Annotated in this window: 10 protein-coding genes; 6 read left to right on the plus strand and 4 right to left on the minus strand. The window is 62.9% G+C overall.

Annotated elements, in window-relative coordinates; translation table 11 throughout:
* Positions 1–7: 7 nt before the first annotated feature.
* Genes KOL70_RS02100 through KOL70_RS02110 form a run of 3 tightly spaced genes read left to right on the plus strand, consistent with a single transcriptional unit; the run spans position 8 to position 3078 of the window.
* The gene (locus KOL70_RS02100; protein ID WP_215480137.1) at positions 8–853 is read left to right on the plus strand and encodes a polysaccharide deacetylase; all 846 of its coding nucleotides are present in this window, start codon (positions 8–10) and stop codon (positions 851–853) included.
* A complete protein-coding gene (locus KOL70_RS02105; RefSeq protein ID WP_215480138.1) occupies positions 846–1733 on the plus strand; it encodes a polysaccharide deacetylase in 888 nt (295 codons plus the stop codon). The genes KOL70_RS02100 and KOL70_RS02105 overlap by 8 nt, the downstream gene beginning before the upstream one ends.
* Positions 1717–3078, plus strand: coding sequence for an MmgE/PrpD family protein (locus tag KOL70_RS02110; RefSeq protein ID WP_215480139.1), 1362 nt, complete (start codon positions 1717–1719; stop codon positions 3076–3078). Before KOL70_RS02105 ends, KOL70_RS02110 begins: the two co-directional genes overlap by 17 nt.
* A 246-nt stretch (positions 3079–3324) precedes the next feature.
* On the opposite strand, the gene KOL70_RS02115 is transcribed toward KOL70_RS02110, so the two are convergent.
* On the minus strand, positions 3325–4410 hold the full coding sequence (locus KOL70_RS02115; protein WP_215480140.1) for an iron-containing alcohol dehydrogenase family protein: 1086 nt from the start codon (positions 4408–4410) through the stop codon (positions 3325–3327).
* 128 nt (positions 4411–4538) lie between these two features.
* Between KOL70_RS02115 and KOL70_RS02120 the strand changes: the two genes are divergently transcribed.
* The 3 genes from KOL70_RS02120 to ybiB all read left to right on the plus strand — a co-directional run bounded on the left by KOL70_RS02120 (position 4539) and on the right by ybiB (position 8665).
* Positions 4539–5435, plus strand: coding sequence for a LysR family transcriptional regulator (locus tag KOL70_RS02120; RefSeq protein WP_104187046.1), 897 nt, complete (start codon positions 4539–4541; stop codon positions 5433–5435).
* 54 nt (positions 5436–5489) lie between these two features.
* Positions 5490–7625: an ATP-dependent DNA helicase DinG gene (gene dinG / locus KOL70_RS02125; protein WP_215480141.1), complete on the plus strand. Its 2136-nt coding sequence runs from the start codon at positions 5490–5492 to the stop codon at positions 7623–7625.
* 71 nt (positions 7626–7696) lie between these two features.
* Positions 7697–8665 (plus strand): DNA-binding protein YbiB, encoded by a 969-nt coding sequence (gene ybiB, locus KOL70_RS02130; protein ID WP_215480929.1) that lies wholly within the window; start codon positions 7697–7699, stop codon positions 8663–8665.
* Positions 8666–8778: 113 nt separating this feature from the next.
* On the opposite strand, the gene KOL70_RS02135 is transcribed toward ybiB, so the two are convergent.
* The 3 genes from KOL70_RS02135 to hutH all read right to left on the minus strand — a co-directional run bounded on the left by KOL70_RS02135 (position 8779) and on the right by hutH (position 13653).
* On the minus strand, positions 8779–9936 hold the full coding sequence (locus KOL70_RS02135; RefSeq protein WP_215480142.1) for a M20 aminoacylase family protein: 1158 nt from the start codon (positions 9934–9936) through the stop codon (positions 8779–8781).
* Between the two features lie 467 nt (positions 9937–10403).
* Positions 10404–12089 carry a urocanate hydratase gene (gene hutU / locus KOL70_RS02140; RefSeq protein WP_215480930.1) on the minus strand — a complete coding sequence of 562 codons (1686 nt, stop codon included), beginning with the start codon at positions 12087–12089 and terminating at the stop codon, positions 10404–10406.
* Between the two features lie 10 nt (positions 12090–12099).
* Positions 12100–13653, minus strand: a complete 1554-nt coding sequence (gene hutH / locus KOL70_RS02145) for a histidine ammonia-lyase (protein ID WP_215480143.1) — start codon at positions 13651–13653, stop codon at positions 12100–12102.
* Between the last annotated feature and the right edge of the window lie 142 nt (positions 13654–13795).

The following is a 13795-nucleotide window of genomic DNA, read 5'->3' on the forward strand; positions in this document are numbered from 1 at the left end:
CGGGCGTATGCAACAACCGGGCGCAGTGCGCTGGCCGCAGGGCAAGCGTGGCTGTATGGCGCTGGCGTTTGATCTTGATGGTCCCACTGGCGATGCCATGCTCAATGGCAGCCTGTGGTCAACACCAGAGTATTTCACCTTTGGCGCCTACGGGCCGTTTCGCGCGCTCGGTCGGCTGCTGGATCTGCTGCGCGCCTTCCAACTGCCGGCCACGTTTTTTGTGCCGGCGTGGGTGGTGGAGCAGTGGCCGCGGCAGTGCCAGGCGATTATCGAACAGGGCCATGAAGTGGCCTATCACGGTTATCGCCACGAATCGTTCTGGGCGATTACGCCAGATGAACAGCGCGTCGTGATGGCGCGCTCTGCCGCCATCTTTCAGCAACATCTTGGTATCCGCGCCTGCGGTTTCCGCACCCCTTCCGGCGACTGGCACGCCGAAACGCCGCAGATTCTGCGGGAAGCCGGGGTGATTTACTCCAGCAGCATGCGTGGTGACGATCGGCCGTACAGCATTGCCGTCGCCGGGCATACGCCGCTGGTGGAGATTCCCGGCAAATGGGAGATGGATGATTACGCCTCGCTGGCCTACACGCGCCAGCCGGATTTTCCACAGGGCGGCGACCGCATCGCCAGCTATGCGCACACCGGTGACAACTGGCAGCGCGAATTTGACGGCGCGATGGCCGAAGGACTGTGCCTGACCACGCTGTTCCACCCGAAAATTTCCGGGCAGCCCGGCCGTTTGCTGTTGCTGGAGCAGCTGTTTGCCCACATGACGGCGCGCGACGATGTGTGGTTTGCGCGCTGTGATGCGGTGGCCGCGTGGTATTTGCAGGAGCAGCAACATGACTGAACATTCACGCTGGCCGTCGGGCAAACAATCGGCGGCCATCATTACCATCGACTATCACGATATTCACGGCATCCTGACGCAGGCGCCTGCGGTTGCCGGGCGCGATAAAACCCTGTCGGTGTGGCGCTATGGCACGCTGCGCGGCGTTGATCGCCTGCTGGATCTGCTGGCGGAGAAACAGCTGCTGGCCAGCTGGTGCTTACCGGCCATCGTCGCCGAAGAGCAGCCGCAGGTGCTGCAGCGTATTGTCGCCGCCGGCCATGAGATCGCCTGCAGCGGTGAGCGACACGAAGACTTCTCTGCGCTGACGCTGGCGCAGCAGATTGCCAGCGTGACGCGCGGCTGCGAGCGGCTGGCGCAGCTGACCGGCCAGCCGATTGCCGGGTTTCGCACGCCGGCCGGCCAGTGGAAACCGGGCCTTGCTGCGGCGCTGGCAACGCACGGCATCCGCTGGTCCTCCAGCTGGCGCGGTGATGATTTACCCTATTTTCACCCCGGCACCCGGCTGGTGGAGCTGCCCATGCACTACACGCTGGAGGATGCGCCCTATTTTGCCTTCAACCTCAGCCCGGCGATTCCGCCCGGACAGTCGCGCATCGCGCCCTATGGCGAAACGCTGGCTAACCTGACGCAGGATTTCCACGGTTTTCACCGTTTCGGCCTGTGCTACCTGTTGCGGCTGCACCCGGAAATTATCGGCACCGCCGGACGCATTGGCCTGCTGCGTCAGCTGCTGGAGACGCTGCAGCAGCATGACGTGTGGATCGCTACTGCCGGCCAGGTGGCCGCGCACTGGCAGACGCAGCCGGATAACGATGCCGATCATCCGGCAGAGGTGTTTGCCCGGCTCAGCGGAGGCGAACATGGACACCACGCTTGATCGGCTGGCGGACTTCATCGCGGCCACCCGCTTTGCCCAGCTGCCGGAACCGCTGGTAGCGCAGGCGAAGCGCCATCTGCTGGATACGCTCGGCGCGGCGCTGGCGGGCTGTGACAGCCCGATCTGGCGCGAATGCCGGGCGCTGGTGGCCGAAGAGGGCGGCAGCGCCGTGGCGCAGCTGTGGGGCTGTGCGCAGCAAGCTTCCCCGCGCCAGGCGGCGTGGCTCAACGGCGTGGCGGCGCACATGTATGAACTGGACGACACCGGCGGCTGCGATCACTCCGGTGCCGTGGTGTTACCGGCGCTGCTGGCGGCGCTGCCGCTGGCGACGCAGCCGGTCGACGGACGGGCATTTCTCACCGCGATGGTCGTGGGTTATGACATCGGCCGCCGCGTGCTGGAAGCCTGCGGGGGTTATGCGGCGCACAACGGTGCGGGCTGGCACTCAACTGCCAGCTGTGGCGTTTTTGGCGCGGCTGCCGCCGTCAGTTGTTTGCTGCGGCTGCCGGCCGCGCAGTGTGCCTCAGCGCTGGGCATCGCTGCCAGCTTCAGTGGTGGCCTGTGGGGCTTTATTCATGATGGCTCACACACCAAAAAGCTGCACGCGGCGCGCGCGGCGGAAGGGGGCGTACAGGCGGCGCTGCTGGCACAGCGCGGCATCAGCGGACCGGCCGCGGTATTTGAGGCGCGCTGGGGCGGCTTTCTGCAAACCCTGGCCGGTGAAACGCAACAGCCCGCCGCGCTCACGGCCCAACTGGGCGAGGTGTGGAAACTGGCGCGCTGTTCCATCAAGCCTTACGCCGCCTGTCGCGGTACGCATGCGGCGATCGATGCGCTGGGTCTGCTGCTTGAGCAGCATGCGGTGGCGACCGGGGATATTGCACGCATTGTGGTTGGGCTCAATCCGTTCCTGCTGGAGATGTGCGGCACGCGTGAGCTCACCAGCCTCGCCGCCGCGCAAATGAGCCTGCCGTATGCGCTGACGGCGCGTGCGCTGTTCGGCTCTGCGGAGCTGGCGAGTTATGACGACAGCCGTCGCCTGAGTGCGGAAGCTGCCGCGCTGATGGCGCGTATTGAGCTGGAGATTGACCACCAGCAGGGGCGCGATGATGAGCCGTGGGTTCGGCTGGAGACGGTGCAGGGCCAGCAGTGGCAGCAGCACGTCGCGGTGCCGTCCGGATCGCCGGCGAATCCGCTGAGCGACGCGGCGCTGCACGCCAAATACCGCAGCCTCGCCGCGCGCGTCTTGCCGGCGCCACAGGTGCAGCAGCTGGAAACGCTGTGCCTGACGCTGGATAACGTGGCGGATGTGCGGCAAGTCGCGGCGATGCTGGCGACCCGGTAAAAGTGGGGCGCCAGCCATGGCGAAATGCCGCTCGGTCAGGCCAGCGCGACCTGATGATGACGGTGCGCATAAATGCGCACCCTACAAAAACGCGCGCTGGCCCGTAGGGTCGCCGTTTACGATGACGGTGCGCATAAATGCGCACCCTACAAAAACGCGCGCTGGCCCGTAGGGTCGCCGTTTACGGTGACCTGGGATTTGCCGTTCATGGTGACCTGGGATTTACCACATCCATTGCGACCGCAATCAAACCCGTTCCGCCAGCCCTTCAATCCGCGCCATCGCCGCCCGCAACCGCGCTTCGTTGACCGGTTCGGCCATGTTCGCCATATCCGGCGCGTGGACAGACTCACGTATAATCAACGCCAGCTCGCTCTCATCCAGCGCGGCAATCTCGGCCAGCGTCAACGGTACGCCGCAGTCGCGCGCCAGGCGCATCTCATCCACCAGCTCTTCGTCGCTGCGATCCTCCAGCGCCAGCAGGCACAAATTGCCGTAACCCACCAGCAGGCCGTGACCAAACTCGCGCGTTTTGTCGCAGAAGGTGAAGCCTTCGTAAATGGCGTGCGCAGCGGCGGCGTGGGCGCCATTGCTCATCAGCGAGGTCAGACCGGCCCAGGTAAAAATCGCGTCCAGCACCTGATCGAGCGAAGTGCCGCTCTCACCGCGCAGTACCGCTGCGTAAGCCGCCGGACCGTGCTCCGTGATCACCTCATAGCAGATCTGGCTGTGCGCCAGCGATGACAGCGCATTGCCGGTGCGCGCCGGATGGCGCGTGCTTACCGCCCGGAACTCATACCATTTAGCCAGCGTATCGCCGAGGCCCGCGGCCAGCCAGCGGGCAGGGGCGGCTGCCAGCAACTCACTGTCGATGATCACCGCCGCCGGTGCCTGTGGCAGCGGGAAAATATCAAAGAAGTTGCCGTTATCGTCGTAGCGAATGGTCAGCGGGGTCACCGCAGCGCAGGTGGCGGCAATCGTCGGGACGGTTATCACCGGCAGCCCGAGCTGTGCGCCCACCGCTTTAACCGTATCCAGCGCCTTGCCGCCGCCCGCACCGATCAGCACCTCTGCCTGTTGTTCAATCGCTAACACCGCCAGCCGTTCGATATGGTTAAGCGAGGTTTCGCCACCAAACCACACCGGTGCCAGCAGCGTGACGCCAGCGGCGTCGAGTTGGGTCTTCACCTGCGTCGCCACCGCCTGCATCGCGCGCTGGCCGCCAATCAGCAGTGCGCGCTGGCCCAGCCCGGCGCAGATGGCCCCCAGTTGGTTAATCACACCCGCACCACGCAGCACGCGCGCCGGGAACACCAAATTTTGTTGCGACATAGCGAAAGCTCTCTTTTTCAGGGAATGGCTGCATCATCGCCAAAGCGGCTTGCAGAAAAAATCCCTGTCAGCCGATAATCACTTCAGCGATTCGTTAACTATTGTCAGCAATCCCTGAAGGAAGTGCGGTGCCAACCTTACCCAATCTGAAACTGCTGCAGGTGTTCGCCAGCGTGGTGGAAAACCAGGGCTATTCGCGTGCGCAACAGGCGCTGAACATGACCACACCGGCCATCAGCGCCTACATGAGTGAACTGGAAAGCCAGCTGGGCTTTATTCTGTGCCAGCGCGGCCGCGCGGGGTTTGCGCTGACCAGCAAAGGCGAACAGTTCTATGCCTATACCCGGGAAATGCTGGCGACCCTGAGCGGCTGGCAGTTGCAGGTGGAGACGCTGAAAAGCGCGCAGGGCGGCACATTTGCGCTCGGCGTGGTCGATGCCACCGTCACCGACAGCACGCTGGATCTGCCGGCGGTTATCGCCCGTTTTAATCAGCGCTTTCCGGCGGTGTTTCTCACCCTCAGCGTGTGCGAGCCCAACGAACTGCAGCAGCAGGTGCTGGAAGATCGGCTCGACCTGGCCATCGGACACTTTCCGCTGCGCGCCAGCAATCTGGTGACGCTACCGCTATACGAGGAGCAGCAGTGGCTGTACTGCAGTCCGCAGCATGCGCTGGCGCAGGGCGATGCGGATGTGCGTCGCGTGCAGCAGACCGGCATGGTAACGCGGCGCTACTGGAACCAGCAGGAGCTGAACAAGCGCGGTTTCCGCCACAGCACCGCCTCGGTGGAGAGCATTGAAGCGCAGCTGACGCTGATTCTCTCCGGGCGCTATATCGGCTTTTTGCCCGAGCATTACGCGCGCAGCCGCGAGCAGCAGGGCCAGTTGCTGCGCCTGCTGCCCCACCATTTTCACTTTCGTGCGCCGTTTTCGTTCGCCTTCCGGCGCGGCCGCGCGCGCGAGCCGCTGATCCGCGCGATGCGCGAAATTCTGAATCCAGCGCGAAAAACTGAGCGCGAAAGCTGACGCTGTGGCAATACTGTGTAAAAATACAGGCCGGTTTAACCAACAGTATTCACTATGGCCCTGACAGCAGCGATAAAAAGCCAGATTGCGCAATGGTATAAGGCGCTGCAGCAGCAGGTTCCTGACTTTATCCCACGCGCGCCGCAGCGCCAGATGATCGCCGAAGTGGCGAAGAGTCTGGCCGGTGACGAGGGTCGCCATCTGGCCATTGAGGCGCCCACCGGCGTCGGCAAAACCCTGTCCTACCTGATTCCCGGCATTGCGGTCAGCCGCGCCGAAGAGAAACGTTTAGTCATCAGCACCGCCAACGTGGCGCTGCAGGATCAGATCTTCAGCAAAGATCTGCCGCTATTAAAGAAAATCATTCCTGACCTCACCTTCACCGCGGCTTTTGGTCGCGGACGCTATGTCTGTCCGCGCAACCTGACCGCACTGGCAGCCACGGACGATCAGCAGGGTGATCTGTTGCTGTATCTCGACGAACAGGCGGTGACCGGTTCGAAAGAGGAGCAGAAATTCTGCGCGCGGCTGGAGAAAGACCTCAGCAGCTATAAGTGGGATGGCCTGCGCGATCACAGCGACGTGGCGATTGACGACAGCCTGTGGCAGCGCCTCTCCACTGATAAAGCGAACTGCCTGGCACACCATTGCCGCTGGTATCGCGAATGCCCGTTCTTTGTGGCGCGACGCGAAATCGAGCAGGCCGATGTGGTGGTGGCGAACCATGCGCTGGTGATGGCGGCAATGGAGAATGAGTCGGTGCTGCCGCCGGCCAAACACCTGATGCTGGTACTGGATGAAGGACACCATCTGCCGGAAGTGGCGCGGGATGCGCTGGAGATGAGCGCGGAGATCACGCCGGGCTGGAGCAGCCTGCAGCTCGATCTGTTTGTGCGGCTGGTGGAGACCATCATGGCGCAGTTCCGGCCGAAATCCCCGCCGCCGCTGAGCAATCCCGAGCGTCTGAAAGGACACTGCGATGAGATGCGCGAGCAGCTGCAGACGCTGTGCAACGCTCTCAATCCTCTGCTGCCGTGCGATAATCAGCCAGGCGAGTTTCGCTTTGTGCTCGGTGAGCTGCCGCCAGAACTGCTGACCCTGTGCGCGCGGCTGTTTAAGCTGAGTGATGCGCTGCGTGGCCTGAGCGAAGGGCTGCTCAACGAGCTGGGCGAACAGACCGGCAAGGCCGATATCATGCGGCTGCACAAAGCCATCCTGCAGCTCAATCGCCACTTCGGCTGGTTTGAATCCATCAGCAAACTGTGGCGGCTGGCGGCGATGGAAAAAGCGTCCAACGCGCCGGTGTCGAAATGGGTGACGCGTGAAATTCGTGACGGCCAGGCGCATCTGCTGTTTCACTGCGCCGGGATTCGCGTCAGCGACCAGCTGGAAAAGCTGCTGTGGCGCAAAATCCCGCACGTGGTGGTGACCTCGGCTACCCTGCGTTCGCTGAACAGCTTTAATCGCCTGCAGGAGATGTCCGGCCTGAACCAAAAGGCCGGCGACCGCTTTGTGGCACTCGACTCGCCGTTTAATCATGTCGATCAGGGCAAGCTGATCATCCCGCAAATGCGCTATGAGCCGCTGCTGGCCAGTGAAGCGGAGCACATTGCTGAGATGGCGCGCTTCTTCCGCCAGCAAATGCAGGCGCAGCAGCACAAAGGCGTGCTGGTGCTGTTTGCCAGCGGGCGTGCGATGCAGCAGTTTGTCAGCCTGGTGCCGGAGCTGCGTCTGTCGATGCTGGTGCAGGGCGATCAGCCGCGTTCACGGCTGGTGGAGCTTCACCGGCAACGTGTGACCGCCGGACAAAGCAGCATTCTGGTTGGCCTGCAATCTTTTGCCGAAGGGCTCGATTTGAAAGGCGATCTGTTGTCGCAGGTGCACATCCATAAAATTGCTTTTCCGCCGGTGGACAGTCCGGTAATTTTGACCGAAGGGGAGTGGCTGAAGAGCCTCAAACGCTACCCGTTTGAAGTACAAAGTTTACCCAGCGCATCGTTTACGCTGATCCAGCAGGTCGGGCGTCTGATCCGCAGCCATCAGTGTTTTGGTGAAATCGTCATTTACGATCGCCGGCTGCTGAGCAAAACCTACGGCAGCCGCCTGCTGGCCGCGCTGCCAGTGTTTCCGATTGAACAACCGCCGGTGCCGGAAGCGGACAAACCGGCGAAGCGCAGCAAGAAATCCTGAGTATGCGGCAACAGCCGGATGCACGATTGTTGGCCGCCGGGTGACGGCGCGCCCTGGAAGCGGGAAGTATGATGGAACTGAATAAGATCATTAAAGAGATTGGCCGCGGCAAGAATCACGCACGCGATATCGACTTTGACACTGCCGTGGCGCTTTACAGCGCGATGCTGGCGGACGAGGTGCCGGATCTCGAACTGGGTGGCGTGCTGATTGCGCTGCGCATCAAAGGCGAAGGGGAAGCAGAGATGCGCGGCTTCTACCACGCGATGCAGCAGCGCATGATGCGGCTGCAGGCCCCGGCACAGCGTCCGATGCCCGTCGTGATCCCCAGTTATAACGGCGCGCGTCGCCAGGGCAACCTGACGCCGCTGCTGGCGCTGCTGCTGGTGAAGCTCGGTTTTCCGGTGTTGCTGCACGGCGTCAGCGACGACCCAACCCGCGTGACCAGCGAAGCGGTGCTGGCGGCGCTGGATATTGCGCCGGTGACCAGTGCACAGCAGGCGCAGGCGAAACTCGACGCTGGCGAGCTGGCGTTCATCACCATCGATAATTTATGTGCGCCAATGGCTAAACAGCTGGCGCTGCGCTGGCGCATGGGCGTGCGCAACAGCGCGCACACGCTGGCCAAGCTGGCGACGCCGTTTGCCGAACGCGCCGCGCTGCGGCTGGCGAGCGTGTCGCATCCGGAATATGTGCCGCGCGTGGGTAAATTCTTCCAGAATATCGATGCACCAGCAATTCTGCTGAACGGCACTGAAGGTGAGGTCTATGCCAATCCGCAGCGCTGCCCGGCGATTAATTATATTCGCGGTGCCGGCGCAGAAGCGGAAGTGTGGGTTGAGCGGCAGCCAGAGGTCGCGCTGGCGCTGGCCGAGAGCAAAGGGGCCCAGGATACCGCAGCGTGGATCCGCCAGGTGCTTGCCGGTGAACGCGCCGTGCCGCAGGCGCTGCGCCTGCAGCTGGCGTGCTGTCTGGTGGCGACCGGCGAAGTCGCGACGATGGCTGATGCCGAAACGCGGTTACAGCAGGCGGGAATTTAACCGGGCTGCCCGGCCGGCCATGCACGAGAAACCTGAGCGGTGACGGCGGTCACCGCAGCGGTTGCGCAGGGGGGCACGCCTGCGCAGCTGAAAGGGCTTACTGAGCAGCGCCATCAGCGTTTAATCAGTACGCTCTCCACCAGTTGCTGCCAGAAGGTAATACCAATCGGCAGCAGCGCATCGTTGAAATCATAGTTGGCATTGTGCAGCGGCGCTGAAGGCGTGGCACCGTCAGCGCCGAGCCAGAAATAGGCGCCGGGACAGGCTTCCAGCATGCAGGCAAAATCTTCAGACGCCATCGACGGGTTAACCTGCCAGTGCACCTGCTGTTCACCCAGCAGCTGGCACGCCACGTCACGCACCTGCTCCGCCGGGGCGACATGGTTGGCGGTAACCGGATAACCGGGATACCAGTGAATCTCGCCGCTGACGCCAAACGGGCGCGGCAGGGTGGTGACAAAATCTTCAATCAGACCGCGCACGCGATTGCGCACGTCGGTCTGCAGACATCGCACCGTACCGCGCAGCGTGATCTGCTCCGGAATGACGTTAATGGCCTCGCCACCGTGAATCTGGGTGACGCTGACCACCGCCGACGCCAGCGGTGACAGGCGGCGCGACGGGATGGTTTGCAGCGCCAGAATCAGCTCGGCGGCGACCACCATCGGGTCGGCACCGCTTTCCGGCATCGCCGCATGGCAGCTTTTGCCGTGCAGCGTAATCTCAAACGAATCCAGCGATGCCATCATCGCGCCCGGATTTACCGCCAGCGATCCCACCGGCAATCCCGGCCAGTTGTGCATCGCGTACACTGCATCCATCGGGAAGCGCTGAAACAGACCTTCTTCCACCATTTTGCGCGCACCACCGAGATTCTCTTCGGCTGGCTGAAACAGGAAATGTACCGTACCTTTGAAATTACGCGTGGCGGCCAGCTGACAGGCTGCGGCCAGCAGTACCGCGGTGTGGCCATCGTGACCGCAGGCGTGCATCACGCCAGGCCGGCTCGATTTCCACTGCGGCTCGCCTTTTTCGGTGATCGGCAGGGCATCCATATCGGCGCGCAGCCCGATGACCGGACCGGGACCATTTTCCAGCGTGCCGATCACGCCGGTGCCGGCGAGACCGCGAAACACCTGCAGTCCGGCATCGGTCAGCACCTGAGCTACCAGTTCGTTGGTCTGCTGCTCCTGGTAACCCAGTTCAGGGTGTTGATGTAACTGACGACGCCAGGTGAGGGCGTTTTCCAGCAGGACAGCAGGCAGGCTCATAAGGTAAGGCTCCATCAGCAGCGTCAGCTGCGCAATCTCCGACGCGGGAAGTTAAGTGTCCACTGTAGTGGTAAGCGTGGGGGGCGTCTATCGTGGAAAGGAATAATTTGGCTATAGGCTATAGCGGATTGGCATAAGCGCATGGGGGCAAGGTCGGCATAAATGCCGACCCTACAGGGCGCGATAGGATACCGCCGTGCTGGTGCTGCACGCGGTCGGCATGAATGCCGACCCTACAGAGCGCGATAGGATACCGCCATGCTGGTGCTGCACGCGGTCGGCATAAATGCCGACCCTACAGGACTCGATGGGATGCTGCCGTGCTGGCGCTGCACGCGGTCGGCATCAATGCCGACCTTGTACAGTGCAACCTTTGCGAACAGTGTTAAGGCTTAACAGACCGCACATTGCGGCATTGCCCAGCCGGGGTAACTTCCCGTAGGGTGCGCATTGATGCGCACCTGGAACTACTTCAGCATCGGCAAATTGAGACCGTGCTGCTCTGCGCAGGTCTGCGCCAGCTCGTAACCCGCATCGGCATGACGCATCACGCCGGTGGCCGGGTCGTTCCACAGCACGCGACCAAGGCGCGCATCCGCTTCAGCCGTACCGTCACAGACGATCACCACCCCGGAATGCTGCGAGAAGCCCATTCCGACGCCGCCGCCGTGGTGCAGGCTCACCCAGGTGGCCCCGCCGGCGGTGTTCAGCAGCGCGTTCAGCAGCGGCCAGTCCGACACCGCATCCGAGCCATCCTTCATCGCCTCGGTTTCACGGTTAGGTGACGCCACCGAGCCGCAGTCGAGGTGGTCACGACCAATCACGATCGGCGCTTTCAGCTCGCCGTTGCGCACCATCTCATTGAATGCCAGCGCGGCTTTGTGACGCTCGCCCAGCCCCAGCCAGCAAATACGCGCCGGCAGGCCCTGGAAGGCGATGCGCTCCTGCGCCATATCCAGCCAGCGGTGCAGGTTTTTGTGATCCGGGAACAGCTCTTTCAGTTTGGCGTCGGTTTTATAGATATCTTCCGCATCGCCAGACAGCGCCACCCAGCGGAACGGGCCTTTGCCCTCGCAGAACAGCGGACGAATATACGCCGGCACGAAGCCCGGGAAATCAAAGGCGTTTTTCACCCCTTCATCCAGCGCCACCTGACGAATATTGTTGCCGTAATCCACGGTCGGCACACCCATGTGGTGGAAGTCGAGCATCGCCTGCACGTGCTGCGCCATGGAGGCGCGTGCCGCTTTCTCTACCGCTTTCGGATTGCTGACGCGCTCGGCTTCCCAGCGTGCCACGTCCCAGCCCACCGGCAGATAGCCGTTGATCGGGTCGTGCGCGGAGGTCTGATCGGTCACGATGTCAGGCTTCATGCCGCCCGCTTTCGCGCGCTGCACCAGTTCCGGGACCAGCTCGGCCGCGTTGCCCAGCAGGCCCACGGAGATCGCCTGGCCGGCTTCGGTGGCGTCTTTGATCAGCGCCAGCGCCTCATCCAGGCTGTAGGCTTTATGGTCGAGGTAGCGGGTGCGCAGACGGAAATCGATGCGCGACTCCTGGCACTCAATCGCCAGCACGCAGGCACCGGCCAGCACGCCCGCCAGCGGCTGCGCGCCGCCCATGCCGCCCAGACCGGCGGTAAGGATCCAGCGGCCGGTCAGGTCACTGTTGTAGTGCTGGCGACCGGCTTCGGCGAAGGTTTCAAAGGTACCCTGCACGATGCCCTGCGCGCCGATATAGATCCATGAACCGGCGGTCATCTGGCCATACATCATCAGCCCGGCCTTATCCAGTTCGTGGAAGTGATCCCACGTTGCCCAGTGCGGCACCAGGTTGGAGTTGGCCAGCAGTACGCGCGGCGCATCGGCATGGGTGCGGAACACACCGACCGGCTTGCCGGACTGAATCAGCAGCGTCTCTTCCGGCTGCAGCGCACGCAGCGAGCGCAGAATCTGCTCAAAGCACGCCCAGTTGCGCGCGGCTTTGCCGATTCCGCCATACACCACCAGATCCTCCGGGCGTTCGGCCACGTCAGGATCGAGGTTGTTCTGAATCATGCGGTATGCCGCTTCAATCAGCCAGTTGGCGCAGTGCAGTTCATTACCGCGCGGCGCACGGATTTCACGGGCAACAGCCTGAGGCAAAGTTTCGCTCATCATCGGTTCCTTAATTAGCAGTAGAACGCTGGCTTGGCAGCAGCGCAGTAAGGGTTTCAGGCCAGACGTAACTGCTGGCCCACAGGCGCATGGCATCAATGTCCGGCGCCAGTAAACGGTCCTGATCGAGGAAGGCGACCTGCGCACGAATGCGGCTCATCTCCTGTTCGATCGCGGCAGAGCTTTGCAGCGGGCGGTGGAAGTCGATGCCCTGCGCCGCCGCCATCGCTTCAATGCCGACCACGGCAGCGGTGTTGAAGCACATCTCGCCCAGGCGCCGTGCCGCGTAGGTGGCCATCGATACGTGATCTTCCTGATTGGCTGAGGTCGGCAGGCTGTCGACGCTGCCCGGGTGCGCCAGCGATTTGTTCTCCGAGGCCAGCGCGGCAGCGGTAACCTGCGCAATCATGAAGCCCGAGTTCACACCGCCGTCGCGCACCAGGAAGGGCGGCAGGCCGGAGAGGCCGGTGTCGAGCAGCAGCGCCAGGCGGCGTTCGGATATAGCACCGACTTCGGCAATCGCCAGCGCGATGATGTCGGCGGCAAAGGCCACCGGCTCGGCGTGGAAGTTACCGCCGGAGATCACGTCGCCGCTGTCGCTGAAGACCAGCGGGTTGTCAGAAGCGGCGTTGGCTTCAATCTGCAGCACGCGCGCGGCGTGGCTGAGGTTATCGAGACAGGCGCCCATCACCTGCGGTACGCAGCGGATCGAGTAGGGATCCTGCACGCGTCCGCAGTTGCTGTGCGAACTGAGAATTTCGCTGCCTTCGAGCAGCGTCGCCACTGCAGCGGCGACGGCAATCTGCCCGTGCTGGCCGCGCGCCTGATGGATGCGCGCATCAAACGGTTTAACCGAGCCTTTAATTGCTTCCAGCGACAGCGCGCCAGCCATCAGCCCGGCGGCAAACAGATTTTCGGCTTCAAACAGACCACGCAGCGCCAGCGCGGTAGAGACCTGGGTGCCGTTGAGCAACGCCAGACCCTCTTTTGGCCCCAGCACAATCGGCTGCAGGCCGACGTGGGCCAGGCCTTCGCTGGCGGGCACCAGTTGACCGTCAATGCGCACCTGGCCTTCACCGAGCAGCATCAGGGAGAGGTGCGCCAGCGGCGCCAGATCGCCGGACGCGCCAACCGATCCCTTCGCCGGGATGCACGGCATCACACCGGCGTTGAACAGCGCCAGCAGCGCGTCAATCAGTTCCATGCGGATGCCCGAGTGGCCGCGAGCCAGGCTGATGATTTTGCTGGCGACCACCAGGCGGGTGACGTTGTCCGGCAGCAGATCGCCGAGGCCGACGCTGTGTGACAGCACCAGGTTACGCTGCAGTTCCGCCAGGCGTTCGGCGGGGATCTGCGTCTGCGCCAGCTTGCCGAAGCCGGTGTTGATGCCGTACACCACCTTGCCCGAGGCGACGATGGCCTCGACGGTTTCACGTGCGCGGTCAATATCCGCCCGCGCTTCCTCTGCCAGCTGCAGCGTCACCTTCTCCTGATAAATACGGCGTAAGGTGGCGAGGTCCACTTCACCGGGAACGAGGCGAATTGCCTGAACCGAACCTGACATAGTCTACTCCTGTCTATACAAGTTATCTGCCACGTTGTGGCGGTGCTCAAGATGCGATGGCATCCGCCAGAGGCGCTATAAGTGTTGTGAGTGAAGCATAAGTGTCTAATCTTGTCTATACAAGTAGCAAGCGCTGTGCCAG

Source organism: Pantoea sp. B270, assembly GCF_018726825.1.
Taxonomy (GTDB): Bacteria; Pseudomonadota; Gammaproteobacteria; order Enterobacterales; family Enterobacteriaceae; genus Pantoea; species Pantoea dispersa.

Coding starts and splice junctions, on each gene's coding strand:
- KOL70_RS02100 (WP_215480137.1), top strand. CDS start 8: ATGCAACAACCGGGCGCAGTGCGCTGGCCGCAGGGCAAGCGTGGCTGT.
- KOL70_RS02105 (WP_215480138.1), top strand. CDS start 846: ATGACTGAACATTCACGCTGGCCGTCGGGCAAACAATCGGCGGCCATC.
- KOL70_RS02110 (WP_215480139.1), top strand. CDS start 1,717: ATGGACACCACGCTTGATCGGCTGGCGGACTTCATCGCGGCCACCCGC.
- KOL70_RS02115 (WP_215480140.1), bottom strand. CDS start 4,410: ATGTCGCAACAAAATTTGGTGTTCCCGGCGCGCGTGCTGCGTGGTGCG.
- dinG (WP_215480141.1), top strand. CDS start 5,490: ATGGCCCTGACAGCAGCGATAAAAAGCCAGATTGCGCAATGGTATAAG.
- ybiB (WP_215480929.1), top strand. CDS start 7,697: ATGGAACTGAATAAGATCATTAAAGAGATTGGCCGCGGCAAGAATCAC.
- KOL70_RS02135 (WP_215480142.1), bottom strand. CDS start 9,936: ATGAGCCTGCCTGCTGTCCTGCTGGAAAACGCCCTCACCTGGCGTCGT.
- hutU (WP_215480930.1), bottom strand. CDS start 12,089: ATGAGCGAAACTTTGCCTCAGGCTGTTGCCCGTGAAATCCGTGCGCCG.
- hutH (WP_215480143.1), bottom strand. CDS start 13,653: ATGTCAGGTTCGGTTCAGGCAATTCGCCTCGTTCCCGGTGAAGTGGAC.